We start from the raw sequence: 24231 nt of genomic DNA, 5'->3' as shown, positions 1-24231 counted from the left end.
TGAGACTTGATATGCTCATAGTCTAGGGGCAAAGTCCGGAAATTGCAACAGCCCGTAACGCTGCCCGGGTGCACGCAATCCTGTGTCCCGTGGTTTCTATCGTCGTAACATTTGAATATGGATTTACAGGAATCATAGGCAGTGAGCCAAACGGAGATGTCCTGCATCTTAGCAGATAATTATTCTAACAGCGGTGGCATCGGTTTTGAAAAAGTTGTAAAACAATAACTTTGTTTAACCAATAGACAAAGTAGAAATCCTGTGTTAGGATAACCTTGTAAGCGTTAACCACACCTTAACAAGGTATAGGAGGATTTATACATGGCCTATTTTAACAACATTAGCAAAGTCGAGTACGAAGGCAGCAAATCAACCAACCCTTATGCTTTTAAATTTTATAATCCGACAGAAGTTGTAGCCGGCAAAACGATGGAAGAGCATCTCCGTTTCGCCATGGCTTACTGGCATACATTGACTGCAGGCGGTTCGGATCCGTTCGGCGCCGACACTGCGGTTCGTCCTTGGGGCAACTACTCCGGCATGGATCTTGCGAAAGCACGCGTTGAGGCAGGCTTTGAGTTCATGGAGAAAATGAATCTTCCGTATTTCTGCTTCCACGATGTGGACATTGCGCCGGAAGGCAGCAGCCTGCGCGAGTTCTACAGCAACATTGATACGATCGTGGATTCGATTGAAGACCACATGAAGTCCACCGGCAAAAAACTGCTCTGGAACACAGCAAACATGTTCACGAACCCTCGCTTCATGCATGGTGCGGGCACAACATGCAACGCGGATGTATACGCTCATGCGGCAGCACAAGTGAAAAAAGGACTTGAGGTCGGCAAACGCCTCGGCGCCGAGAACTATGTGTTCTGGGGAGGCCGCGAAGGATATGAGACCCTGCTCAACACGGATATGGGTCTTGAACTGGATAACCTGGCTCGCCTGTTCCATATGGCGGTTGATTATGCGAAGGAAATCGGCTTTGATGCCCAATTCTTGATCGAGCCTAAACCGAAGGAGCCAACCAAGCACCAATATGATTTTGATGCGGCTACAACGATTGCGTTCCTGCAGAAATACGGTCTCGACAAGCACTTTAAATTGAATCTCGAAGCCAACCACGCCACGCTCGCCGGTCATACCTTCGAACACGAGCTTCGCGTAGCACGCATCAACGGCATGCTCGGTTCCCTCGACGCGAACCAAGGCGATATGCTGATCGGATGGGATACGGACGAGTTCCCGGTAAACATCTATGACGCGACATTAACGCTGTACGAAGTGCTGATGAACGGCGGTCTCGGCCGCGGCGGCGTGAACTTTGATGCGAAGGTTCGTCGTCCATCCTTCGAGCCGGAAGATCTGTTCCATGCGCACATCGCCGGTATGGATACTTACGCAAAAGGATTGAAAGTGGCAGCGAAGCTGATTGAAGACCGCGTATTCGAGGACTTCATCGCGAAGCGCTACAGCAGCTTTAATGAAGGCATCGGCGCAGACGTCGTATCCGGCAAGGCTACACTGGCTTCCCTTGCAGAATACGCGCTGAACAACGAGTCACCGCGCAAAAACGAATCCGGACGTCAAGAAATGCTGAAAGCCATTCTGAATCAGTACATTCTTGCAAATTAATCGATACACTCTTTAGCGCTTGTACCATGAAATCCAAACCTTCACCGGCTCCCTCCAGGGAAGCCGGTGTACTTATTTCAAACAGGAAACAATAGCGAGCTATGGTCGACAGCCATCCAAGGCACGCCGTGGATCACGCACCGTGCGCCCGGGGGAAGTGCCAACGATGTTTTCATGTTCGGTTCATGAGGAGACGAAGGAGGATATAGATGAGTTACGTTATCGGAGTTGATTTGGGGACCAGTGCTGTGAAGACCGTGCTGGTGGACCGCAGCGGCAAGGTTGTCGCCGAGCATTCGGAGTCGTATCCGCTGAGCCAGCCGAAGCCGGGTTACAGCGAGCAGCGACCGGAGGATTGGGTGGACAAAACGGTATTGTCGTTACGGCAATTGATGAAAGGAAACAACATCGACCCATCCGAGGTTGAGGGTTTAAGCTTCTCCGGCCAGATGCACGGTTTAGTCTTGGTAGACGGTGAAGGTGCAGTGCTGCGACCAGCCATCCTGTGGAATGACACGCGCACAACGGCACAATGCCGTCGCATCGAGGAGACTCTGCAGGAGAAGCTGCTTGGCATTGCACGCAACCGCGCGCTGGAAGGTTTCACCCTGCCCAAGATTCTGTGGGTGCAGGAGTTTGAACCGGAGCTGCTCGAACAGGCTGCCCTGTTCCTGCTGCCTAAGGATTATGTGCGTTTCCGCCTGACCGGGCAATACGCGATGGACTATTCCGATGCAGCCGGAACGCTGCTGCTGGATGTGGCGGGCAAGTCTTGGAGCACCGAAATTCTGGATGCCTTCCAGCTGCCGCACACCTTATGCCCTCCCCTGGTCGAATCCTTCGACGAGTGCGGCACCTTGCTGCCCGAGATCGCCGAGCAATCGGCTCTGCTGCCGGGGACGAAGGTATTTGCCGGCGGGGCGGACAATGCCTGCGGTGCCATCGGCGCCGGCATTCTCGAAGAAGGGCAGACGATGTGCAGTATTGGTACATCGGGCGTGGTACTCTCCTATGAGGAGCGTCGCGAGGTGGATTTTGAAGGGAAGGTCCATTTCTTTAATCATAGCGAGAAAGATGCTTACTATATCATGGGTGTGACCCTGGCAGCGGGATACAGCCTGACCTGGTTCAAGGATACCTTTGCACCGGATGTCTCCTTTGACGCGCTGTTGAGCAATATCGGAAGCATCCCGGCTGGCAGCGGCGGGCTGCTGTTCACGCCGTATATCGTCGGTGAACGCACCCCGCATCCGGATGCAACCATTCGCGGCAGCTTCATCGGAATGGACGCCGGTCATAAGCTGCCCCACTTTGCACGTTCGGTACTCGAAGGGATCACGTTCTCTCTCCGCGAATCCATCGATATCCTCCGCGCATCCGGCAAGCGGATCGACCGCGTCATTTCCATCGGGGGCGGCGCCAAGAACGAGATCTGGCTGCAAATGCAGGCGGACGTGTTCAACGCTGAAATTGTGAAGCTGGAAAGCGAGCAAGGGCCGGCTATGGGCGCAGCGATGCTGGCAGCCTACGGCTGCGGCTGGTTTGCAAGCCTTCAGGACTGCGCAAAGGCGTTTTTGCGGCCGGCACGCTCGTATTCTCCGAATCCGCAGGCGGTTTTGGCCTATGACAAATTGTTTGGACTCTATCAAAGCGTATACGGAGCCACGCGTGAACTCGGCGCAGAGCTGTCCGAATTCCGCGGATAATCCTATAGATGTTAAAGAGCAGGTCGGGAAGACATTTTTCCCGGCCTGCTTTTTTTGCGTGAACGCTTCGGACCGCATATACTTGAGGCAGGTTGAAGTCAAGCAGGTTACGTCAGGGAATGAGCGTCAACCCTCTTCGTGGGGACCGGTTTGGATATAGGTTTTTTCAGGTTCCTTTCATTGGATAGCCTGTGATCATTTGTGTAACATCCGCGGCCAATTCGATTAAGGGTGGTGCGGGAAGTGTAAATAGAAATGGGGGGAAGACATTGAAACTGACAGCTGAACTCAAACGCGAGAAAATCGTTGCCATCGTACGGGGCATTACGAAAGAACAGGCGGGCTTCGTAGGAGAGGGATTGAGCCAGGGCGGAATCCGGTTCATGGAAGTGACGATGAATACGAAGGGTGCTTTACATATGATACAGGATTGGCGCGCCCGCTATGACGGTGACGTGTATGTTGGCGCGGGTACCGTCCTTGATGTGGAGATGGCGAAGGAAGCGGTCTCTGCCGGGGCCCAATTCCTGATTTCGCCGAACACGGATCTTACTGTCATCGAATTTGCCCTAGAGCAGGGAATTGATGTATGGCCCGGGGCTATGACGCCAACGGAGATCGTTGCGGCGTACGCAGCCGGGGCAGAGATAGTGAAGCTGTTTCCCATGGCCAGTCTGGGCTTGTCATTTATCCGGGAGCTTCAGGGCCCGCTGAATCACATTCCGCTGCTTGCAACGGGTGGAGTTACGCTGGATAATCTTCCGGATTATTTTAATGCAGGCGCGGCAGCGGTCGGTTTGGGCAGCGCGCTGCTTCCGAAGGATGCGCTTATGTCCGGCAATATGGAGGAGATCAAGCGATGCACTGCGGCTTTTGTTGAAGCGGCGCGACTTGGTTAAGATGTGTTCGAAGGGAATTCTCCCATTCGCAAGAAGCGGGATCGAAATAGTTACACTTTGTTCATCCTTAACCATGCAGGTTATGTTTTGGAAGCTTACTACATAAGGAATATATAGACAAGTTATGGTATTATTTAGGTAGCTTGGTTATGTCATTGCTGCCGTGTACAGGCACTTGTTAGGGATATCATCATGTGTAAGTAAGACATGGTTAGGTTCAAGTAATGGAAGGGAGCGAATCAAGTGAATCCATCAGGTAAGAAGAAGGTAAGGGTAAAAAAGACCGTGTGCGCGGTTACGGCTACAGCCATGCTGTGTTTGGCGCAGCCGGTATGGGGTGACAATTCGGTTCCGGGCGGCGGAGTCGCTGTATCCGAAACGGTAACTGCCGTGGACAGCAGCGGTCAAGCCGGTTCCAAAAGCGTAACGGATAACGAAATACCGAAGGGCGCAAAAATTTCATCCAAGCAGGCGGAAGACATCATTAAGAAGGCTTTCCCGGAGCTCAAGAACGTGAAGGTAACGAACGTGCAGTTCCTGGAGAATGATGGCATGAGATCGAGCGCGCTTGCTTGGGATCTGCAAATGGTACTGACCAAAGGGAACTCGAGCTCCGGCTTTAATGCCCAGGTCAATGCGGTTACAGGTGAACTTCTCAACATTTATATTCCTAATTCTTTGGTGAACCATGGTAGCGACAAACCGGTGTTAACCCGGGAAGCAGCCAAGGAGAAGGCGCTGAAATGGATCGGCAGCCATGTATCGGATGTGAAGGCCAGCGAGCTTAAGGAGAATGAGGCTTATCTCGGGATGCAGGCGGCATTGTTCAGTCCGCCGCGGTTCGAGTTTTATTTCCAAACCTCGGTGAACGGGATTGAATCGGATGTGAACAGCATCTCAATCACGCTTGACGGGCAGGGTAATACCATTAACTATTCCCGCAATCAAATCAATGAGGAGTTTCCTTCATCCACACCGAAATTGAACGAGGCTTCCATCCGTAAATTGTTTGAGGATCAATTCCAAGTATCCTTGGCTTATGTACCGGATCATTTATATAACAATGCCAAAGGCAATTATTTCTTAGGTTACATACCTAATGATCAATCAGGCAATTCACTGGATGCCAATACAGGCAAGTTCATTAGTTTCTCAGGGGAAGAGAGCGGGCTTACCTCGGTTGAGAACGGCGCGATTCCGACATCCAAAGAAACCTTTAAGCCAATCACGGCTCCATTCGCTGGCGGAGAGGCAGCGGCCAGATGGGTGGAATCGCAGATCAAGCTTCCGTCTGGTTTAAAGACAGAATCCAAGAGACTGGGTACGAGGTGGAACAACAGCGAGATCAAGACGTGGAACATAAGCTGGGGCGAAAATAAGCTCTCTGCCATGGGCGGAGGAGAGATGGTATCCGCAGAGGTGGACGCCAAGACCGGACAGATCTACTCGTACAACCGATACCGTTTTGACCGGACCGGTGCTCCGGAAGTGAAGAGCCCGATTTCGCAGCAGGCGGCGCAGGACCTGGCATTCGAGACGGTAAGCAAGCTGGTGCCGAATGCGGCCGAAGAATGGAAGCTGACATCGGTTGATAAACTGGGCAAGGACAATCAAACGCTCCATTATCAATTTTCATTCCAGCGTTATATCGGTGATATTCGCATCATGGGCGATTCCTTGAACCTCACCATGGAGGGCGACGGACAAATCCAGGGCTTTAGCGTGAATTCCGACGCTGTCCTGTCCAAGCTGCCAACGGATGTAAAACCGGCTATCAGTGCGGAGCAGGCAAGAGCTAAATATTTGGAAGAAATCGATCTAAAGCTGAAATACGGTTACTACGGAGGTTACGCAACGACCGGTAATGAGATTATGAAGCCTTTCATTAAGCTGATTTATTATCCGACACACAAAAAGGCGGGTTATGGCGGCATTGCGGTACCGCTAGATGCCAAGAGCGGGGAATGGCGCGATATCATGCCTGAAATGAGCCGCAAGGATATTCCTGCGGTTACCGATGCGGCGGGGCATGATGCGGAAGCGTCTCTGAAGGAGCTGGTGAAATATCGGGTGCTGGTTCCGGACAAAGACGGAAAGGTATACCCGGATCGCCAGATTACCCTTGGCGAATGGTATCAGCTGGTGGCTGCTTCGGTGAGCCCGTCTTACGAGCAGGTGTATGGAAGATCTACCATGGATCCATACGCAGGCTTGCAGCCGGACCATCCGTATTACCAGGCCATTCAGGTGCTGATCGGGCAGAACTGGATACCTTATGATCCGGACAGCCCGCTGCAGCTGGACCGCAAGCTGACAAGGGATGAATTGGCCAGCTCGCTGACCCGTATTCTGAATTACGAGAAGCTGTCCAAAGCCTTTATCCTTCCAACCGACGTTCAGGGGATATCGGATGCCGACGCCGTAACTAACAAAGGCGCAGCCCTGATCGCCCTCAAGCTGGGTCTTCTCCCGGCAGTCGATGGCAAGTTCCTGCCGGAACGTGAGGTGACGCGAGCGGAAGCTGCTGAGGTTCTGGTCCGCATGTCGAAGCTGGCGGGACGCAGCGATTCCTTCCTGTCCTCATTTTATTGGTAGGTATTTGATATTCGTGCCCGGTCGACAAAACTAGAACCCTTAAGCCCTGATGTTATGTGTTACAATACGGATGAGGAAGATGAAGGGCGGGTGTACCGATGAAACGAAGCCGAGGAACGATCGTTAAATTACTGTTCATAGGGTCTTTGGCGGTAACCGTTGCAGCAGTACCTGAACCAGCTAATCTCAGTGATGTCTATGCCACCTCCAACAAAGCGGTCGTGAAGTCGGTCAATGGGATTCAGCAGAAACTGCTGACAGCGATGAGCGACAGGCAATCGACGGTGCGTTTTGTTTATCAGGGCGAGACCCAATCGCTGAAATCGCAGCTTAAAGATGCACTTGATCAGGCGATGGCCAGTGACCCCTATATTCACTACACCATCGCTAGTTATAGCTACGACTATCGTGGGACTTCCAGTTCCGCCAATGTCACCGTTCGGTTGAGTTACCGCGAGACCGCGGAACAGACGAACTATGTGAACCAGAATGCCGACAGCATTTTGAAGCAGATCATCAAGCCGGGCATGAATGATCATGAGAAGGTGAAAGCCATCCACGATTGGGTTGTCCGGAACTTGAAATACGATACCACGCTTACGAAATATACGGCCTATGACGGGCTTTACACCGGAAGCACGGTATGCCAGGGCTATTCTCTGTTAACGCATAAACTGCTGAAGGAAGCCGGGATCCAGAACAAAATTGTGGAGGGCACGGCTTATGCCTCCGACAATCCGAAAGGCCAGCTCCATGCCTGGAATCTGGTCCTTCTGGACGGCAAATGGTATCATCTGGACACGACGTGGAACGATCCCGTGCCGGATCGCGACAACGAGGTATCCTATACGTACTACCTCCGGACGGATGAACAGATGGGCCGGGATCATACCTGGGTGAAATCCTATCCGAAGGCGAGCACCCTTTACCGCAACACGCTGGCAGGGCTAGCCGTGAAGGATCGTTCGAGAGCCGGAGTATACGAACAATTAAAACGGGATCTGGAATATCAGCTTTATGATGCCCGTTCCATCGTCAGCTCCTATAAACAGCTCCAACCATTGGTGAAAGCTGCAAAGGCTGAAGGGAGCCAGAAGCTGGTGTTCCGGTTTGACGGCAGTGAGCGAGAGCTTGTAAATGTGCTCCAGCAATTACAGATGAAGAGCAATCTCGGTTCCATCAAATACTATCACCATGCGTTTGAGAACACCGATGATCTCAGAGTGCAGATCATCTGGTAATATGTCCGCATCACAAAAAAGCAGCTTCCGTTCCCAAGTATGGGAGGGAAGCTGCTTTTGGCATGACTGGTTATTATTATTTGACGTTTGTGCTCAAATCGCATTCGTCCAACGGCACGATGCGGCTCTTCTTCATCAAGCGGTAGCCGAACCAGATGGAGAGGAACAACGGAATGCTGACATACGTGGCAATGATCGTTAACCAATCGATCTCCCCGCTGAAATTGCCTTGACCGATAATAGCAACAAGACAGAGCAGGAAGGCGAAGATGGGACCGAAGGGGAACCAGCGTGCACGGAACGGAAGATCCTTCAGGTCCTTGCCTTGAGCAACGTAGGCTTTGCGGAAGCGGTAATGACTCACCGCAATCGCCAGCCAGTTAATGAATCCGCACATCCCGGAGGCGTTCAGGAGCCACACGTACACGACCCCATCGCCGAAGAAAGAGGCCAGGAAGGCCAGCATACCTACGGCGGAGGTTACGATCAGAGCCGCAACCGGTACGCCGCGGCTGTTCAGGCGGCTGAGCCATTTTGGTGCCATGCCCTGCTTCGCCATGGCATACAGGACACGGGTTGAGGCATACATCCCCGAGTTGCCTGCCGACAGCACGGAGCTTAGAATTACGGCATTCATAACGGAAGCGGCAAAGGCAAGCCCGGCCTTCTCAAACACCAGCGTGAAGGGGCTGACTCCGATATTATCGACCCCGGATTGAAGCAAGCTGGGGTGGGTGTAAGGGATCAGCATGCCGATGACAAAAATAGCAAAAATATAGAAGATCAGAATGCGCCAGAACACCTGACGGATGGCTTTAGGGACATGTTTCCTCGGATTTTCGCTCTCGCCGGCCGCGACCCCGATCAGCTCGGTTCCCTGGAAGGAGAAGCCTGCAGCCATAAACACGCCGACCAGTGCGAAGAATCCGCCGTGTACCGGCCCGTCGCCTAGGCTAAAGTTGCTGAATCCAACGGCTTCACCGCCAAGAATACCGAATATCATCATGACACCGATGATAAGGAAGATAATGACGGTTGCCACCTTAATGATAGCAAACCAATATTCCGATTCGCCGTATCCTTTGGCGGAGAGAACGTTTAAGCCGAACATAATCGCCAGGAACAGAAGACTCCACAGGAATGACGGGCTGTCCGGGAACCAGAATTTAATAATAACCGTCGCTGCCGCGAGCTCGGCGGCGATGGTAACGGCCCAGTTGTACCAGAAGTTCCAGCCGACGGCAAATCCGAAGGCAGGGCTGACAAACCGGGAGGCGTAGGTGCTGAATGAGCCGGAGTCCGGAAGATACGTAGCGAGCTCGCCCAGGCTGGTCATCAGAAAGTAAACCATGAGGCCAACCGCGGCATAGGCGATAAGCGCTCCGCCTGGGCCGGCGGAGGCGATGGCCGTTCCGCTTGCCAGGAACAGGCCGGTACCGATCGATCCGCCAAGGGCGATCATGGTCATATGACGAGCTTTAAAGCTCTGCTTCAGCGAAGCAGCTGGTGCTTTTTTGCGATTCAAGATCGAACACTCCTTCTATGCATTAAGAAATGATATTTAAAATATACCCTGTTAGAACAAAAAGACCGCAGGTCTATACCTGCGGTCTTTATCGTATCCGCATCATACCCTCCATGAAGATAGCACAACACGGGGGAATCCCCGTGACAGTTCCGTCTCTTTCGACAACGGCCCCAGCACAGGATACAAGAGTATACCCTGCACTTCGGCATTCATGCCTTTCACTGTGCTTCACCGGCTTCTCTTCGCCTCGGCACAACTACTGATCATGTCTGCAACCTCTACCTCATCTTGGAATGATGAGGCTATCTGTATATTCAATTCTAACAAGAGAGTCCTAGTATAAATCACATCCCATGTCAGAAGCAATGGTTAAATTTAACGGTTCTAAGTAGTCCCGCTGATGCGATTACGATTGATTCCGTTTGGCCATTTGCTGCCAGACGGTTCCGGCCGCTTCTTCGCCGGATTCGATGCGCTCCAGTGCCATTCGTGCCTGCAGACTAACCTCGAATTCCGGATCATTGGCAGCTTCCTCCAGGGCGGAGCGGGCTTCCTCGGTACCTACTTCATACAGGAAACGGGCTGCACGCCAGCGTACGATCTTGCTGCTGTCTTTGAGCGATTCGATCATGACCGGGGTAGCGGCAGCATCGCCGATATCGGACAGCGTATCGCCTGCGGTACGGCGAACGGCCGGTGTTTCGTCACGCATGGCCTCATATAGGAGCTCCATCGCTTCAGGGGTGCGAAGATCGCCCAAGTACACGACGACGAGCCGGCGGATCTGCATCTTCGGATCCCGAAGCGCTTTGCGGAGAAGCGGAATATGTTTCTCCGATGGCTCCAGTGCATCCAGCGCGGCATAACGGACGCGCCAGTCCTCATCCTGCAGCGCGGCTTCGGTTTCCTCGTCGGTCAGCTTCCGGCGCTGCTCAACGAAATCCTCGTCGCTGGCACCGTGGGCAATCGCCTGGGCAACAACCTTATCGAGGCGCTCCTGCGGGAAGGCAGCTTCAAGCTCCTGCTCTACGTCACGGGCGATGTCTTCCAGCTGGCCGTATCGCACGCCGTACTCCTTGAGCTTGCGCTCCTTGATGAGCATCGTGGTTCCCACCGCTGCTACCGCTTTGGCGAAGCGCTCCGACAGACCGATGCGTTCTTCCTGATTCCCGCTTTTGACACGAATTTGCATCGGAATATTCCGGAAATATTGCACGAACACTTGAGCCTCTCCAAAAGCGATGTCATCCGCACCTTCTTGGAGCCCGGCGGCCAGCCCCTCCTGACCGAATATTTCCTGAACGGCACCTAGGATGGAAGGCCAATCGGCGTTACCTTTACGGTCGAGCGCGATGAAATCAAGGGTATGAAAGACGCTCTTTACGCCCGGGATATGGAGCAGCTGCCTGATCCAGGGGGGAGCCGACCGTTCGTTGTCTAGTGTATATGTTCTGCGAATCCCGGACTCCAGGGTTTCGTCAAGGTGAAGCATCATGGAGTTCGGGCTCGGGGTTGGTTCAATAAATGTAATTTTCATGGGTTTATCTCGCCTCCTTATCCTCTTATTGTACCTCTTTTCCATGCAGGAAAAAACATCATGGCAAGGATTCAAACAAAATGACCGGACTTTGGATAAAAAGAGGAAAGGTTTGTAAAACTGATAATGATTGGATATAGGCCATTTATGTTCTTCAAAGAGTTAGTGTTAGAGGGCTGCTCCCCTGCAGAAGGGCTGAAATATATAAAGGAGGCTTGACTAACGGATGCACAGGAAGCAGGAGCGAAAGCTTGCGATTCTATGCTTTGTTGTTGCGGCCATTATGCTATATGGCGCCGTGAAAGGGTATCTGCGCTATATGAAATATTTTGGATAAAGAAACCGAGGAGTGAATCTGATGTCTTCATTGGACCCCGTACTGATGAGCCGGATACTGACCGGTTTGACCCTGTTTGTACATATTGTTCTGGCAACCATCGGCGTTGGGATTCCGATTATGCTGGCTCTGGCGGAATGGAGGGGGATTCGGACAGGAGACAACCATTATACCTTGCTCGCCCGGCGCTGGGCGCGTGGATACGTGATTACGGTGGCCGTCGGCGTCGTGACAGGTACCGCCATCGGTTTGCAGCTCAGCTTGTTATGGCCCACCTTTATGCGCGTAGCCGGCAAAGCCATTGCGCTGCCGCTGTTCATGGAAACCTTTGCTTTTTTTGTGGAGGCGATCTTTCTTGGCATTTATCTCTATACATGGGATCGATTCAAAAATAAATGGACCCATTTACTGCTGCTGATCCCCGTAGCGATCGGCTCCTCCGCGTCAGCGTTCTTTATCACGAGCATGAATGCTTTTATGAATCAGCCCCAGGGCTTCGAGCTGGTGGATGGGGTATTTACGAATGTGAATCCGTTCGTGGCCATGTTCAATCCGGCGACGCCGACCAAGGTAAGCCATGTGCTGGCGTCAGCGTTTACGACCAGTGCCGCCGCGCTGGCCAGCATAGCCGCTTTCAGTATATTGCGGGGAAGCAGGCACATTTACTTTAAAAAAGCGCTGAAGCTCACTGTTGTGTCCACCTTTGTTTTTGCTGTGGCCACCGTGATGATCGGGGATTTTTCCGGCAAATTTCTGGCCAAATACCAGCCCGAGAAGCTGGCGGCGGCCGAGTGGCATTTTGAGACGATGACACAAGCCCCGCTCATTTACGGCGGCTTCCTGGATGAGAACAACGAGATTAAGTATGCATTGAAGATTCCCTATGCGCTTAGCATATTGGCAGGGAACAGCCCCAGCACGGAGGTCGTTGGCCTGAATGAATTTCCGGAGAATGAGAGGCCGCCGATGTCGGTGCATTATTTTTTCGATTTGAAGGTGACCAGCGGCGCCGTGATCGTTCTGATTCCGCTTTTATATATGTTTCGCAAGAAACTTCCTGGCAAAAGGCCTTATCCAAAATGGCTGCTGCTCAGTATATTGGCTTTAGGGCCTCTATCGATGTCAGCCATTTGGCTGGGCTGGTTCCTTGCCGAGATCGGAAGGCAGCCATGGATCGTGCGGGGATACATGAAGGTATCGGATGCGGCAACCACTTCATCAAGCGTCGGCTGGATGCTGGTGTTGTTTATTATCCTGTATCTGGTGCTATCCGTATCCGCGATCCGCGTGCTGAGCCAATTGTTCCGGAATAAAAGCGCCGAAGAGGAAATCCGGCTGCTGGGACTCGAAATCGAAGGGGGAGACCGCAATTGAGCTATGCAATGGTGGCAATAACCGTGCTGTGGACATTTCTGTTTGGCTATTTGCTGGTAGCCTCGATTGATTTTGGTGCCGGATTTTTCAGCTATTACAGCGTGCTCACCGGACACGAGAACAAGATTCATAACATCATCCAGCGATATTTATCTCCCGTCTGGGAAGTGACCAACGTATTCCTGATCTTTTTTGTGGTCGGACTTGTCGGATTCTTTCCCGATGCTGCGTATTATTATGGCACCGCTCTGCTTGTGCCGGGGAGCTTGGCCCTTGTGCTGCTGGCGATCCGCGGCGCTTACTACGCCTATCACACGTATGGCAGCCAGACCGGGAACAATATTGTGTATATGGGGCTCTACGGGGCCACGGGGCTGCTCATCCCTGCCGCGTTGTCGACGATATTGGCCATCTCGGAAGGCGGCATTATCTATATGGACAACGGCAAGGTGGAGCTTCATTGGTATACGTTCTTCACGAACCCGTACACGTGGTCGGTCATCCTGCTTGCGCTTGTGAGCGTTCTGTACATCTCGGCGATGTTCCTGTCCTATTACGCGCAGCGTGCCGGGGATGAGGTCGCGTTCGGCGTGGTCCGGGGTTATGCGCTGGGGTGGAGCGGACCGACGATCCTGGCTTCGGTTTTCGCGTTTTTCCAGATCAACCATCAGAATCCGGTGCATTTTCAGCAGATGCTGGATATCGCATGGATGTTTATCGCGTCGTTCATCTGCTTTGTCATTGCGGTGTACCTCGTATGGAAACGAATCCGGCTCGGCATCGCTTTTATCATGGTCATGCTCCAATTTGCCTTTGCCTGGTATGGGTATGGACGCTCACATCTGCCGTATATTCTCTATGATTACATCCACATTCACGAGAGTATTACCAACGATACGATGGCGATCGCTTTGATTACCGCATTTATCCTGGGATTCTGCGTATTGGTTCCTTCCCTGATCCTGCTGATGCGATTGTTTCTGTTCGATGCGAACTATATTCGCGGTAAATCCGCGAAGAAGGGGTGAGGCAAGTGGAGGACTTCGGTATTTTCATAGCACCGCTGCTCACCGTACTGGCTGCCGTAGCCTTTATGGCGATCTACGTCGTCAAGTATAAAGATCCATCGGATTGAGTCTGGACAAAGGCAGTACGGGTTGTTTCGCCAAGAATCATTCGGTGTAAAAAGAACAACAAACGCAAAGTTGAGCGGAGAGGTCAATACGGGGTAAAATACAGGGTAATGGAAGGAGGAGGCTGCATGCCAAAAATTCGCTATAACAATATCGATAACGTCAGCACGGATAAAACACTTAAACAATTCAAGCAGTGGCGCGACGAACGTCGTCAGAAGAAGAAGGATTATTCCTACTGCATTCCGAACCTGACGCCGGATCTTCAGTATTTGCATAGCAACCGGCACGAAACCTCCGTTACCTGGATCGGGCACGCTACGTTCTTCATCCAATATGAAGGCTTGAACATCGTGACTGATCCCGTATGGGCGCGGAGAATGGGGTTTAATAAGCGCCTTGGAGAGCCTGGACTTCCCATTCATGAGATTCCCCCGATCGATGTCATTTTGATTTCGCATTCCCACTATGACCATATGCATGTTGCCTCGATCCGTAGGCTGTACCGTGCGGACACCACGATCCTCGTACCGGTTGGTCTTCGTCGCAAAATGATCAACAAAGGCTTTCGCCGCGTGATCGAACTGCAGTGGTGGGAATCCGCAACCATCAAGGGCGTGAAATTCTCCTTCGTGCCGACACAGCATTGGACTCGGCGTACGCCGTTTGACACGAATACATCCCATTGGGGAGGATTCGTAATGGAGCCCGTGCTGCAGGATGCGAAGACGGATTCGGATTCTTCCGAGGAATCGCCATGCATTAACGAACCTGTCGCGGAGGATGGGACCCGCCTGCTTCCGCCGAATTTGTATTTTGCCGGAGACAGCGGATATTTCGAGGGCTTTAAGCTGATCGGAGAACGCTTCAATATTCACCTTGCACTGATGCCCATCGGTGCATATGAACCGGAATGGTTCATGACGTCGCAGCACGTCAATCCGGAAGAGGCGCTGCAGGCATTCCAGGATGTGAAGGCCGAGACGATGATTCCGATGCATTACGGCACCTTCAAGCTGGCAGACGATACGGCCAGAGAAGCGCTGGACCGGATGGAAGCTGAACGCGAGCGGCTGGGGATCGCCAAGGAGCGGATTCGCGTATTAAAGTACGGAGAGACCTTCAAGGTTCAGCCTGAGCGGAGAAGCGTGACATCGTAACCGAAACGTACAAACGATTCCGAACACTATACACCATAGACTGCCAAAAGAGGCCCGAAAGGTCATATAACCTTTCGGGCCCATTTTCGGTTTCTTTCACGTTCAGCCTCCGAAACGTCTGAACGACCCATGCGCCATTCGATTGGTTTCTTTCATTAATAGAAAAGCTACTTTTTCTATTAAATCTGAAAAAGTAGCTTCAGATCGTCGGCCTCCTGCGCAATTGCTTGAAAATTGGGGGGCACGAAGGAGGTTATATTTGTTTAAAACCGTTTTATATCGTCCAGAAGCTTCGATAACCGTCGTACTTATGCTATAATGTGCTGAAACCAATAGTGATAAAGGATGGTAATGCTTAATGATCAGTACAAGCGGCGTAACGCTCCGCTATGGCAAACGAGCACTATTTGAAGATGTCAATATAAAATTCACCCCGGGCAACTGCTACGGCCTCATCGGCGCCAACGGGGCGGGTAAGTCTACATTTCTAAAAATCCTCTCTGGTGAGATTGAACCGAACCAAGGCGAGGTCCATATGACACCGAATGAACGGATGGCGGTTCTGAAGCAGAACCACTATGAATACGACCAGTATCCAGTCCTGGAGACGGTAATTATGGGTCATTCCCGGCTGTATACCATTATGAAGGAGAAGGATGCGCTGTATGCGAAGTCCGATTTCTCCGAAGAAGACGGTATGCGTGCGGGTGAGCTGGAAGGCGAATTCGCAGAACTGAACGGATGGGATGCAGAACCGGATGCGGCAGCACTCCTGATCGGTCTGGGCATTCCACGCGAGCTGCACGATAAGAAAATGTCGGAGCTGAGCGGCAACGAGAAGGTACGCGTTCTCTTGGCGCAAGCATTGTTCGGCCGGCCGCATAACCTGCTGCTCGATGAGCCTACCAACCACTTGGACCTGGAATCGATTCAGTGGCTCGAGAACTTCCTCATGGATTATGAAGGCACCGTTATCGTGGTATCCCATGACCGTCACTTCCTGAACAAGGTGTGTACGCATATTGCGGATATCGACTTCGGTAAAATCCAGCTGTATGTCGGCAACTACGACTTCTGGTATGAATCCAGTAAGCTGGCGCTTGAACTTCAACGGGATGCCAACAAGAAAAAGGAAGAGAAGATCAAGGAATTGCAGGCATTTATTCAACGCTTCTCGGCGAATGCTTCCAAATCGAAGCAGGCGACTTCCCGTAAGAAACAGCTCGATAAAATTACGTTGGAGGATCTTCGTCCTTCGAACCGTAAATATCCGTTTCTCCACTTTAAGCCTGAACGCGAAGCGGGCAAGCAGCTGCTTACGGTTGATGGCATTACCAAATCGATGGATGGAGAAAAGGTTCTGGATCAAATCAGCTTTGTTGTAAACAAAGGCGACAAAATCGCGTTTGTTGGACCGAACGGTATGCCGAAAACGACGCTGTTCCAGATCATAACCGGTGAAACCGAAGCGGATGCCGGTGAATACAGCTGGGGGGTAACAACCACCCAGGCGTATTTCCCGAAAGACAACTCTGCTTATTTTGACGGTGTAGATATCAATCTTGTGGAATGGCTGCGCCAATATTCCAAGGATCAAGATGAGACATTCTTGCGCGGATTCCTTGGCCGCATGCTGTTCTCGGGTGAGGAAGCGCTGAAGAAAGCAAGCGTATTGTCCGGGGGCGAGAAGGTTCGCTGCATGCTGGCAAAAATGATGCTGAACGGCGCGAACGTGCTCATCTTCGATGAGCCGACGAACCACTTGGACCTCGAATCCATCACGGCACTCAACAATGGTCTGATCGATTTCGACGGAACGATTCTGTTCACCTCGCATGACCATCAGTTCATTCAGACGATTGCCAACCGAATTATCGAGATCACGCCAAATGGTATCATCGACCGCAGCATGAGTTATGATGAGTATCTAGAGAGTGAAGAGATCAAGGGACTTCGCGAAAGCATGTATCCGGTTGAAGCTTAAGAAATAGGATGCGGCGAAGTTGAGGGCGTGAGCTTTCATCTTCTCGATCCATTATAAAAATGCTGCACCTTCCAATTATGGGAGGTGCAGCATTTTTTGCGTTATGCACGTAACTGGCTCTTCTACGAACCGCCGGTACGACGACGCTGGTTGTTTGGTTTTTTATTGTTTTGGCTTTTCATTTTTTGCGCTGAACCGGCCTGAAATTGTCCGGGCTTGTTCGCGGACGAATGTTGCTGTTTCTTTTGTTCCAGCTTTTGTCGGATCGCATCAGCCAAATTCACTTTACGTGATTCATTATTCTCGGGCATAGTATCACCCTCCTCTTTGTGTTCGCTTGTCCTCATTTTATTCGTTTTTAAATCGCGCGGCAAGGGTAACAATGATTAATACCATTTTCTACGTCCATGGTTCTTTGACCGAAGCAATTATGTTTCTCTAGACCCACACGAATGACCTTTGCTAGGATTAAATATGGATAATGATGGATATCGCTTGAGGGCTGCCAAAGAGCAAGCAAAGGAGAGACGTGTAAAGTGAATGCCTATGATAACATCAAACAAGGGGAGCGCGGGGCCTGGATCAGCATTGCCGCTTACCTCGTGTTGTCATCGTTTAAAATATTCTGTGGATACTTATTCGCATCCAGTGCTTTGCTTGCCGACGGTTTTAACAACCTGACGGATATTGTGGCATCGCTCGCGGTATTGATCGGTCTGCGAATTTCCCAGAAACCGCCGGATTCCGATCATGCGTACGGGCATTTAAGGGCGGAGACGATTGCGGCTCTGGTTGCTTCATTTATTATGGCGGTTGTTGGTATCCAGGTGCTGGTTGAAGCCGTTCGTTCATTTTTTGAAGGCTCTAAGGAAATACCGAATGTATGGTCAGCCGGCGTAGCCGGCATCTGTGCCGTTGCGATGCTTGGCGTATACCGATACAATCGGAACCTCGCACGGCGAATCGATAACCAGGCACTCATGGCAGCGGCCAAGGATAATTTATCGGATGCACTCGTCAGTGTGGGAGCGGCTGTTGGTATTATCGGCGCGCAATTCGGTCTGCCCTGGCTGGATACCGTCGCAGCGGTTGCGGTTGGCGTCATTATTTGCAAAACGGCTTGGGAAATATTCAGAGATTGCACCTATAGCCTGACCGACGGTTTTGATGAAAATCGTTTGTCGGACTTGCGTAGTACGATTGCCCGTACGCCCGGTGTCGAGGGAATTAAGGACATGAAGGCCCGAATTCACGGCAATCATGTGCTGGTGGATGTTGTCATCGAGGTAGACCCGGATATCAGCGTTTTGGAGGGTCATCAGATCAGTGACCGTATCGAAGAACAGATGGAGAAGATTCACAATATTATGAGCGTCCACATACACGTGGAGCCTAAGGAAACGTCCTAGGAGATACTGATGGATACGAATACAAATGGCAGGCCAAGGTAATCTTGACCTGCCATTTAATCTGCAAGGATACATGAAGGATCATGAAGTCCGGCAGTCATATACAATTACTCTACATAAATCCAAGCTTTACCGAGCCATGTATAAACTTCAACCCATTCCCCGCCAAGGACGACACCTGTTCGATTACCGGTCGTGTCGATTTTTTGCGGAGCCAAGGCACCAAGCTTTTCGCCGTTTGGTGCGTTATAAAAGTAGGTTCTTTCCGTAATATCGATCATAGGTGTAGGCACCAGCACTACTTCTTCCGGTTTAATAATAGGCTCTTCCGTCGAGATCGGAGCCGGCCCTGAAGTGTCGGATACCGTCCCGTTAATCGGATCTGCGCTTGCTACGGCGGTCAGGGACAGGGTGAGTGCTAGGGCTGCGGTAATGCTCAGTGTTTTTTTCATGGAATAATTCCTCCTTGGGACCGAAGTATGATTTGACATTATCGTAATAACCACGATTTGGATGTTTTGAACCAAGAAAGTTGGGTACATTTCTCAAATCGTGACAAGCTTCAAGGATTCCTATATACTTTGGAGATGGGAAAAGCCTTGTTGTTGTAAGGATATCCTATGGGAGGAGGGACTTTGAATGGTGCGTCGAAAAAAAAGAGCCGGACGTTTCCTGTTGGGTATATTTGTCCTTCTGCTTGTGATTATCGGTGCGTTAGTCTGGTTTGTTTATCCTACGCAATCTCTGGACATGCGCTACCGTTCCGTTGATTTCAAGGACAAGTTGATGACCATGGTATCAAACCGGGATACCCGTATGCTGCTGAGCACAGAAGAAGTCGGGGAACTCAGCAAGAAGAACATGGTAAAATATATGAGCACCCATGACCTGGGCGTCGATATTACAGGCGCCGATTTTTTGATGAATGGCACCACGATGACAGCCCATATGAATGGGCAATGGGGGATCCTTCCCTTTGGCGCTGTGCTGCGCTTTCAAATGTCGGCCGAGGGAAGCCATCTTCACTTGACGCATGAATCGACAACGATCCGGGGGGTTGAGATCCCTTTGAATATGTTTCGACTGGAGCCGATCCAAATTTCGCTCAAGGACTATTTACCGGATCTGGTAACTGTGAAAGATGTGAAGTTTCTGTCCGATGGCTTGGAATTGAACTTCACGATGGATTGGATGTCCATTCCGTCGCTATTTAAGTAAAGCAAGAGAAACGGCTAAAGACTCAGACAAGGAACGATGTCTGGGTCTTTTTTGTATTTTCACGGAGATGTCATTATTTTCAGAAAAAAACTATGAAAAAAATATATATGTAAACATTGACACTAAAATCATCCCCCACTATAATCAGTAATTGTTTAGAAATAAATGTTTTAGTACTAAAGTATATAGAGGCGCCAGTAGGTTGTCTCTATTGAAGGAGTGCTGGACCTTTTAAAGGAGTGTAAAAAATACATGTCCATGCGGAATGAAATTCTGGAGTTGGAGATGCTATTTAAGAAGATGGTTCGGACAGTGCATCATGAGTGGCAGAAGGAGGGGTTTCCTAAACTAGGCAGAACCCAGTATACCGCCTTGGAGATGCTTCATGAACAGGGAGCTTTGAGATTATCGGACTTGGCTGATTCCATTCATGTAACATGCGGGGCGGTGACGGGCATATCCGATAAATTGATCGAGGGCGGATTCGCTCGCCGAATAAGGGATACAGCCGACCGCAGGGTCATCCATCTGGAGATTACGCCGCTTGGGCGCGATCTGATCGAGCAGCTGGCCAATAAACGCGCGGAGTTGAGCCATTTGTTATACGGTTTTCTAACGGACGAAGAGGTTAAGCAGTTGAGTGTCCTGTACCGCAAAATTATGACCAATGTTGAATTTATCCAAGGTCAGATGTCCACATAGAACAAACATGCTATATGTATGATTTTACTTAGAAAGAGAGTGAAGGCTGCACATGAGTACCCATACCATTGCTCGCCACGGCGAGCCTGTTAAGAAAGGCCCTATCATTGCTGCACTTATGATTGGCGCTTTTGTCGCCATTCTTAATCAGACATTGATGAATGTTGCTCTGCCGAGCATCATGGAAAATTTGAGCATTAAACCGACCGTAGCCCAGTGGCTGACCACAGGCTTTATGCTGGTAAACGGGGTCTTGATCCCCGTTACTGCTTATCTGATCGCGCGTTTCTCGACAAGGCAGCTGTTCATCAGTGCGATGACGCTGTTTACGATTGGCACCTTGCTGTGTGCCATCAGCCCCAATTTCGCGTTTCTGCTTACCGGACGCCTCGTTCAGGCTGCTGGTGCAGGCATTTTGATGCCGCTTATGACCGTTGTATTTCTGAACATTTTCCCTATTGAGAACCGCGGCAAGGCGATGGGGATGATGGGGATCGCCATGATATTTGCTCCTGCTATCGGACCCACGCTTTCAGGCTATATTGTGGAGCACTATGATTGGCGTGTGTTATTCTACATGATCTTGCCTTTCTCAATCATTGCTACACTAATCGGGGTTTTCTTCCTGAAAAATGTTACCGAGGTCAGCCGGCCGAAGCTGGACATGATCGCCATCATTTTGTCCACCCTGGGCTTTGGCGGTTTGCTGTACGGCTTCAGTGATGCCGGGAATGACGGTTGGTCCAGCACCCCGGTTGTTACGACCCTAGCGGTCGGCGCGATTGCTCTCATCCTGTTTGTATGGCGGGAGATGAAGGCCGACAATCCGATGCTGGAATTCCGGATATTCAAATACAACATGTTTACGTTGACGACCCTTATCAATGTCATTGTTACGATGGCGATGTATGCCGGGATGATCCTGCTGCCCATTTATCTGCAGCAGATTCGTGGATTCACACCGGTGGAATCAGGACTTCTCATGCTTCCCGGCGCTATTCTGATGGGGATCATGTCACCGATTACGGGAGCGATCTTCGATAAGGTTGGCGCAAGATGGCTGGCTGTTATCGGTCTGGCGATTACGGTCATTACGACGTGGGAGTTCAGTAATCTGACCGAAACCATATCTTACAGCCAGATGATGATCATATATACGGCTCGCATGTTCGGGATGTCGATGCTCATGATGCCGATCCAAACGGCCGGACTAAATCAGCTGCCGCGAAGCTTGAACGCCCACGGTACGGCCATGTCGAATACACTCCGCATGGTTTCCGGTTCGATCGGAACGGCAATTCTTGTTACCGTCATGTCCACCCAGGCAGAGAGCAAAGGGGAAGCCCTGATGCAATCGGGATTATTTGATCCGAAGAATCAGGCCGACCTGCTTAAGCTGGGTAATGAAGCAACCATTTATGGCATTAACTATGCCTTTGTTATTGCCACGTGGATCAGCGTCGCTTCGTTGATCCTAGCGTTCTTTATCAAGAAGACTAAGCCGGCGGAAGAGCCGAAAGCCTCAGGAAATCAGGAGGCTGCAGCAACGAACGTATAACCCGATCCCATTTTTCGCAGCGCAAAAAAAGGGTGTCCTATCCGTTTATCAAACGGAGGACACCCTTTTTTTATTCCTTTTGTGTATATACAATGCATGGGCTTTAGTATGTGACAGCGTCACATACTTCGTCTGCGTCCGGTAAAGAGAGAGATCACAAACAGGACAACGAAGATGAAGAACAGCACCTTCGCGATACCGGCTGCAGCCTCAACGATGCCGAAGAAGCCAAAGATCCCTGCAATCAGTGCAACAACTAGAAAAATTACGGACCATTTTAACATCCTATTCACCCTGCTTTCTTCATCGATTTTATTGGATATAGCATGTAGTCTCATGATGCTCCACGAAGCGGCACATATCCAATTTGAAGCTTGGTAGAGAGCCATCGGCCGTTGCCAACAGCGCCCTTCGTAGTGTTCTTTAACCGGGGCGGCAAGGGATGAAACAAGCTGCAGAACAATGGCATTATTGGCAAGGATCCCTTTGTTTCGTGGGCTGGGGGATAGGGTAACTATTGCGTATCCGAAACCAACATACTTGAAAGTGAGGGACAACGTATGCTAACCCAAATCAGTGTTGCCATTATTGCCGTAGCATTTGCGGTTCTGGTTTTCTTTTTAATTAAGACACTAAAGGCTGCGACACAATCGCTCGAAAAGGTAACAGAAACCCTTCAGGATGTCCAAAAGACGGTGGACGAATTGAGTTATGAAGTGAAGCAGACGATTCGAAATACGAACGATATTACGGTGGATGTTCAGCATAAGATGAGACAGATTGATCCGGTACTGGATACCGTCAAGAATCTGGGAGAAGCTTTAAGCGAAGTCACCTATGCGGTAAAGCAGGTATCCTCCGGCATGGTTAGCCGCTTTAAGCAATCCCGGATGGAGCAGAAGAAAGAGCAGCCTGCCCGTACGGAAGTGCCTTTGACGGCCCAGGATCGTACGTTCCAGTCTTATGACGCGGTATATCAGAATACGGAAGCAGAAGAAAAGTCACGCGGTCGGAACTGGTTAGCTTATGTGGATACAGCGGTTGGTCTGTGGAACAGCTTCCGTCGCCAAAAAGCCAGATAAAAGTAAAAAAGCAAAACCCGGGTATAGCTCTGCAAGCTGAAGAAAGGAGGAGGTCGCATGTGGAATGTCGCACTGTTGATGGTAGGGCTCTTGATTTACTCCGGAGGTGGAGGTGCTGTGGCAGAGCCGCAGTCTTCCGCCGGGATGTCGCCACCGCCTATGATTCATGCCGCTTCGGATGCTGGACAAGCACAGACCAGCGACAACGCTACGGAGAGCTATGGAACTTTAAACGGGATTTCGCTAACGGATAACAAGGGCGATGTCATTCGCAAGCTGGGAGCACCGGCTCGAATTGAGCATGAGGAGCTGACCGGAATGACCAAGCTGGATTACAAAGATATGGAGGTTGGTGTCCGCAACGGCTATACGGAATATGTTCATGTGAAGCCCTCTGCCGTATCCTTTCAGGTTGAAGGCCAGCGTATAGGTATGACAACCAATCAGATTCGGGCATCTCTGGGTAAGCCGTATTTTAAAGCGGAGGACGGGGATGTGTACCTTGAGAACCATCATGCGCTTAAGGTATTTATTGACAGGAGCTCCGGTGAAATTGCAGGAATTGATTTATTTTTTGATTATAGCGAGTAAATTTGTTTCAACCTTAAGAAATAAGGTTAATAACAAATGGACTATAACCTAAATTAAGGTTTTACACTATTAGGGGAGGTTTTCACAATGGAATTTACCAATACGAAGTCATATGCCAAAGTCGTTGAGAACGGTACTCAAGCGGTTCAGGAGGTTCAGAATCTGCGGCAGTCCGGTTACGATCATGATCGGATTTATGTATTGGCTCATGATTCGGACAAGACAAGCCGGATCGTGGATGCATCCGATGCCAATAACGTAGGCATCAAGGAAGAAGGCGTGTTTGACGCCTTTGTGAATTTGTTCCGGTCCCGCGGCGATGAGCTTCGCGCCAAAATCGTATCGCTTGGATTCACGGAGGCCGAGGCTGGATTCTATGAGAAACAGCTGGATCTAGGCAAAGTACTTGTCATCGCTAAAAAAGATGAATGATATAGCATCGAAAGCACAGCTTTATGGCAGCATCGCGGGTAGGCATTAGCGTTATAGGACTTAAAACATAGATAAGGAATGAGACCTTTGACGTCTCATTCCTTATC

The 24231-nt window shown here is 50.7% G+C and carries 22 protein-coding genes and 1 riboswitch; of the genes, 17 read left to right on the top strand and 5 right to left on the bottom strand.

Annotation, left to right across the window (positions count from 1 at the left end):
* Positions 1–321: 321 nt before the first annotated feature.
* The 5 genes from xylA (at position 322) to ACETK5_RS30325 (ending at position 8079) form a co-directional block, all read left to right on the top strand.
* Entirely contained in the window at positions 322–1638 is a 1317-nt protein-coding gene (gene xylA / locus ACETK5_RS30345) for a xylose isomerase (RefSeq protein ID WP_100541473.1), read from the top strand.
* A 209-nt stretch (positions 1639–1847) separates the two neighbouring features.
* A complete protein-coding gene (xylB, locus tag ACETK5_RS30340) occupies positions 1848–3344 on the top strand; it encodes a xylulokinase (protein ID WP_394059597.1) in 1497 nt (498 codons plus the stop codon).
* Between the two features lie 269 nt (positions 3345–3613).
* Positions 3614–4243, top strand: coding sequence for a bifunctional 4-hydroxy-2-oxoglutarate aldolase/2-dehydro-3-deoxy-phosphogluconate aldolase (locus ACETK5_RS30335; protein ID WP_394059596.1), 630 nt, complete (start codon positions 3614–3616; stop codon positions 4241–4243).
* Between the two features lie 243 nt (positions 4244–4486).
* The gene (locus tag ACETK5_RS30330) at positions 4487–6838 is read left to right on the top strand and encodes a YcdB/YcdC domain-containing protein (RefSeq protein WP_394059595.1); all 2352 of its coding nucleotides are present in this window, start codon (positions 4487–4489) and stop codon (positions 6836–6838) included.
* 98 nt (positions 6839–6936) lie between these two features.
* A complete protein-coding gene (locus tag ACETK5_RS30325; protein WP_100541477.1) occupies positions 6937–8079 on the top strand; it encodes a transglutaminase domain-containing protein in 1143 nt (380 codons plus the stop codon).
* Between the two features lie 76 nt (positions 8080–8155).
* Here the strand turns inward: ACETK5_RS30325 and ACETK5_RS30320 are convergent, their stop codons facing one another.
* Together ACETK5_RS30320 and ACETK5_RS30315 are read right to left on the bottom strand one after the other, a co-directional pair.
* Positions 8156–9547, bottom strand: coding sequence for an amino acid permease (locus ACETK5_RS30320; RefSeq protein ID WP_243391015.1), 1392 nt, complete (start codon positions 9545–9547; stop codon positions 8156–8158).
* A gap of 169 nt (positions 9548–9716) precedes the next feature.
* A riboswitch (Lysine riboswitch) is annotated at positions 9717–9896 on the bottom strand.
* Between the two features lie 117 nt (positions 9897–10013).
* Positions 10014–11144 (bottom strand): virulence factor, encoded by a 1131-nt coding sequence (locus tag ACETK5_RS30315; protein WP_394059594.1) that lies wholly within the window; start codon positions 11142–11144, stop codon positions 10014–10016.
* Positions 11145–11502: 358 nt separating this feature from the next.
* On the opposite strand from ACETK5_RS30315, the gene ACETK5_RS30310 reads away from it, so the two are divergent.
* From ACETK5_RS30310 to ACETK5_RS30295, 5 genes are all read left to right on the top strand, one after another.
* Positions 11503–12855 (top strand): cytochrome ubiquinol oxidase subunit I, encoded by a 1353-nt coding sequence (locus tag ACETK5_RS30310; RefSeq protein WP_394059593.1) that lies wholly within the window; start codon positions 11503–11505, stop codon positions 12853–12855.
* Positions 12852–13883 carry a cytochrome d ubiquinol oxidase subunit II gene (locus ACETK5_RS30305; protein WP_100541481.1) on the top strand — a complete coding sequence of 344 codons (1032 nt, stop codon included), beginning with the start codon at positions 12852–12854 and terminating at the stop codon, positions 13881–13883. The genes ACETK5_RS30310 and ACETK5_RS30305 overlap by 4 nt, the downstream gene beginning before the upstream one ends.
* Positions 13884–13888: 5 nt before the next feature.
* Positions 13889–13990 carry a cytochrome bd oxidase small subunit CydS family protein gene (gene cydS / locus ACETK5_RS32505; protein ID WP_015737491.1) on the top strand — a complete coding sequence of 34 codons (102 nt, stop codon included), beginning with the start codon at positions 13889–13891 and terminating at the stop codon, positions 13988–13990.
* 126 nt (positions 13991–14116) lie between these two features.
* The gene (locus tag ACETK5_RS30300) at positions 14117–15148 is read left to right on the top strand and encodes an MBL fold metallo-hydrolase (protein WP_100541482.1); all 1032 of its coding nucleotides are present in this window, start codon (positions 14117–14119) and stop codon (positions 15146–15148) included.
* 358 nt (positions 15149–15506) lie between these two features.
* Positions 15507–17132 carry an ABC-F family ATP-binding cassette domain-containing protein gene (locus tag ACETK5_RS30295; protein ID WP_100541483.1) on the top strand — a complete coding sequence of 542 codons (1626 nt, stop codon included), beginning with the start codon at positions 15507–15509 and terminating at the stop codon, positions 17130–17132.
* 122 nt (positions 17133–17254) lie between these two features.
* On the opposite strand, the gene ACETK5_RS30290 is transcribed toward ACETK5_RS30295, so the two are convergent.
* Entirely contained in the window at positions 17255–17443 is a 189-nt protein-coding gene (locus tag ACETK5_RS30290) for a hypothetical protein (RefSeq protein WP_100541484.1), read from the bottom strand.
* A 225-nt stretch (positions 17444–17668) separates the two neighbouring features.
* On the opposite strand from ACETK5_RS30290, the gene ACETK5_RS30285 reads away from it, so the two are divergent.
* Positions 17669–18541, top strand: a complete 873-nt coding sequence (locus ACETK5_RS30285; RefSeq protein WP_326097720.1) for a cation diffusion facilitator family transporter — start codon at positions 17669–17671, stop codon at positions 18539–18541.
* Between the two features lie 107 nt (positions 18542–18648).
* Here the strand turns inward: ACETK5_RS30285 and ACETK5_RS30280 are convergent, their stop codons facing one another.
* The gene (locus ACETK5_RS30280) at positions 18649–18993 is read right to left on the bottom strand and encodes a hypothetical protein (RefSeq protein ID WP_326115685.1); all 345 of its coding nucleotides are present in this window, start codon (positions 18991–18993) and stop codon (positions 18649–18651) included.
* Positions 18994–19180: 187 nt separating this feature from the next.
* On the opposite strand from ACETK5_RS30280, the gene ACETK5_RS30275 reads away from it, so the two are divergent.
* The 3 genes from ACETK5_RS30275 to ACETK5_RS30265 all read left to right on the top strand — a co-directional run bounded on the left by ACETK5_RS30275 (position 19181) and on the right by ACETK5_RS30265 (position 22019).
* Entirely contained in the window at positions 19181–19759 is a 579-nt protein-coding gene (locus ACETK5_RS30275) for a hypothetical protein (RefSeq protein ID WP_100541487.1), read from the top strand.
* Positions 19760–20011: 252 nt separating this feature from the next.
* Complete coding sequence (locus ACETK5_RS30270) at positions 20012–20461, top strand: MarR family transcriptional regulator (RefSeq protein ID WP_100541488.1); 450 nt, start codon at positions 20012–20014, stop codon at positions 20459–20461.
* A 52-nt stretch (positions 20462–20513) separates the two neighbouring features.
* Positions 20514–22019, top strand: coding sequence for a DHA2 family efflux MFS transporter permease subunit (locus tag ACETK5_RS30265; RefSeq protein ID WP_100541489.1), 1506 nt, complete (start codon positions 20514–20516; stop codon positions 22017–22019).
* 119 nt (positions 22020–22138) lie between these two features.
* Here the strand turns inward: ACETK5_RS30265 and ACETK5_RS30260 are convergent, their stop codons facing one another.
* Positions 22139–22303: a DUF1328 domain-containing protein gene (locus ACETK5_RS30260; RefSeq protein ID WP_082341766.1), complete on the bottom strand. Its 165-nt coding sequence runs from the start codon at positions 22301–22303 to the stop codon at positions 22139–22141.
* Between the two features lie 276 nt (positions 22304–22579).
* Here ACETK5_RS30260 and ACETK5_RS30255 point away from each other — a divergent pair, with 276 nt between their 5' ends.
* The 3 genes from ACETK5_RS30255 (at position 22580) to ACETK5_RS30245 (ending at position 24124) form a co-directional block, all read left to right on the top strand.
* Complete coding sequence (locus ACETK5_RS30255) at positions 22580–23101, top strand: DUF948 domain-containing protein (protein ID WP_100541490.1); 522 nt, start codon at positions 22580–22582, stop codon at positions 23099–23101.
* A 57-nt stretch (positions 23102–23158) separates the two neighbouring features.
* Positions 23159–23692: a hypothetical protein gene (locus tag ACETK5_RS30250; RefSeq protein ID WP_100541491.1), complete on the top strand. Its 534-nt coding sequence runs from the start codon at positions 23159–23161 to the stop codon at positions 23690–23692.
* 87 nt (positions 23693–23779) lie between these two features.
* Positions 23780–24124 carry a YflT domain-containing protein gene (locus ACETK5_RS30245; RefSeq protein WP_394059590.1) on the top strand — a complete coding sequence of 115 codons (345 nt, stop codon included), beginning with the start codon at positions 23780–23782 and terminating at the stop codon, positions 24122–24124.
* The last annotated feature ends 107 nt before the right edge of the window (positions 24125–24231 follow it).

Origin of the sequence: Paenibacillus ilasis, assembly GCF_043195395.1 — a bacterium.
GTDB classification, from domain to species: Bacteria; Bacillota; Bacilli; order Paenibacillales; family Paenibacillaceae; genus Paenibacillus_AQ; species Paenibacillus_AQ lautus.
The sequence above is the reverse complement of the archived record's forward strand: the minus strand, read 5'-3'. Positions and strand labels throughout refer to the sequence as shown.

What these genes read in the sequence shown, in the direction of transcription:
- xylA (WP_100541473.1), top strand. Translation starts at nt 322, where the DNA reads ATGGCCTATTTTAACAACATTAGCAAAGTCGAGTACGAAGGCAGCAAA.
- xylB (WP_394059597.1), top strand. Translation starts at nt 1,848, where the DNA reads ATGAGTTACGTTATCGGAGTTGATTTGGGGACCAGTGCTGTGAAGACC.
- ACETK5_RS30325 (WP_100541477.1), top strand. Translation starts at nt 6,937, where the DNA reads ATGAAACGAAGCCGAGGAACGATCGTTAAATTACTGTTCATAGGGTCT.
- ACETK5_RS30320 (WP_243391015.1), bottom strand. Translation starts at nt 9,547, where the DNA reads ATGACCATGATCGCCCTTGGCGGATCGATCGGTACCGGCCTGTTCCTG.
- ACETK5_RS30315 (WP_394059594.1), bottom strand. Translation starts at nt 11,144, where the DNA reads ATGAAAATTACATTTATTGAACCAACCCCGAGCCCGAACTCCATGATG.
- ACETK5_RS30310 (WP_394059593.1), top strand. Translation starts at nt 11,503, where the DNA reads ATGTCTTCATTGGACCCCGTACTGATGAGCCGGATACTGACCGGTTTG.
- ACETK5_RS30300 (WP_100541482.1), top strand. Translation starts at nt 14,117, where the DNA reads ATGCCAAAAATTCGCTATAACAATATCGATAACGTCAGCACGGATAAA.
- ACETK5_RS30295 (WP_100541483.1), top strand. Translation starts at nt 15,507, where the DNA reads ATGATCAGTACAAGCGGCGTAACGCTCCGCTATGGCAAACGAGCACTA.
- ACETK5_RS30290 (WP_100541484.1), bottom strand. Translation starts at nt 17,443, where the DNA reads ATGCCCGAGAATAATGAATCACGTAAAGTGAATTTGGCTGATGCGATC.
- ACETK5_RS30280 (WP_326115685.1), bottom strand. Translation starts at nt 18,993, where the DNA reads ATGAAAAAAACACTGAGCATTACCGCAGCCCTAGCACTCACCCTGTCC.
- ACETK5_RS30275 (WP_100541487.1), top strand. Translation starts at nt 19,181, where the DNA reads ATGGTGCGTCGAAAAAAAAGAGCCGGACGTTTCCTGTTGGGTATATTT.
- ACETK5_RS30270 (WP_100541488.1), top strand. Translation starts at nt 20,012, where the DNA reads ATGTCCATGCGGAATGAAATTCTGGAGTTGGAGATGCTATTTAAGAAG.
- ACETK5_RS30265 (WP_100541489.1), top strand. Translation starts at nt 20,514, where the DNA reads ATGAGTACCCATACCATTGCTCGCCACGGCGAGCCTGTTAAGAAAGGC.
- ACETK5_RS30260 (WP_082341766.1), bottom strand. Translation starts at nt 22,303, where the DNA reads ATGTTAAAATGGTCCGTAATTTTTCTAGTTGTTGCACTGATTGCAGGG.
- ACETK5_RS30255 (WP_100541490.1), top strand. Translation starts at nt 22,580, where the DNA reads ATGCTAACCCAAATCAGTGTTGCCATTATTGCCGTAGCATTTGCGGTT.
- ACETK5_RS30250 (WP_100541491.1), top strand. Translation starts at nt 23,159, where the DNA reads ATGTGGAATGTCGCACTGTTGATGGTAGGGCTCTTGATTTACTCCGGA.
- ACETK5_RS30245 (WP_394059590.1), top strand. Translation starts at nt 23,780, where the DNA reads ATGGAATTTACCAATACGAAGTCATATGCCAAAGTCGTTGAGAACGGT.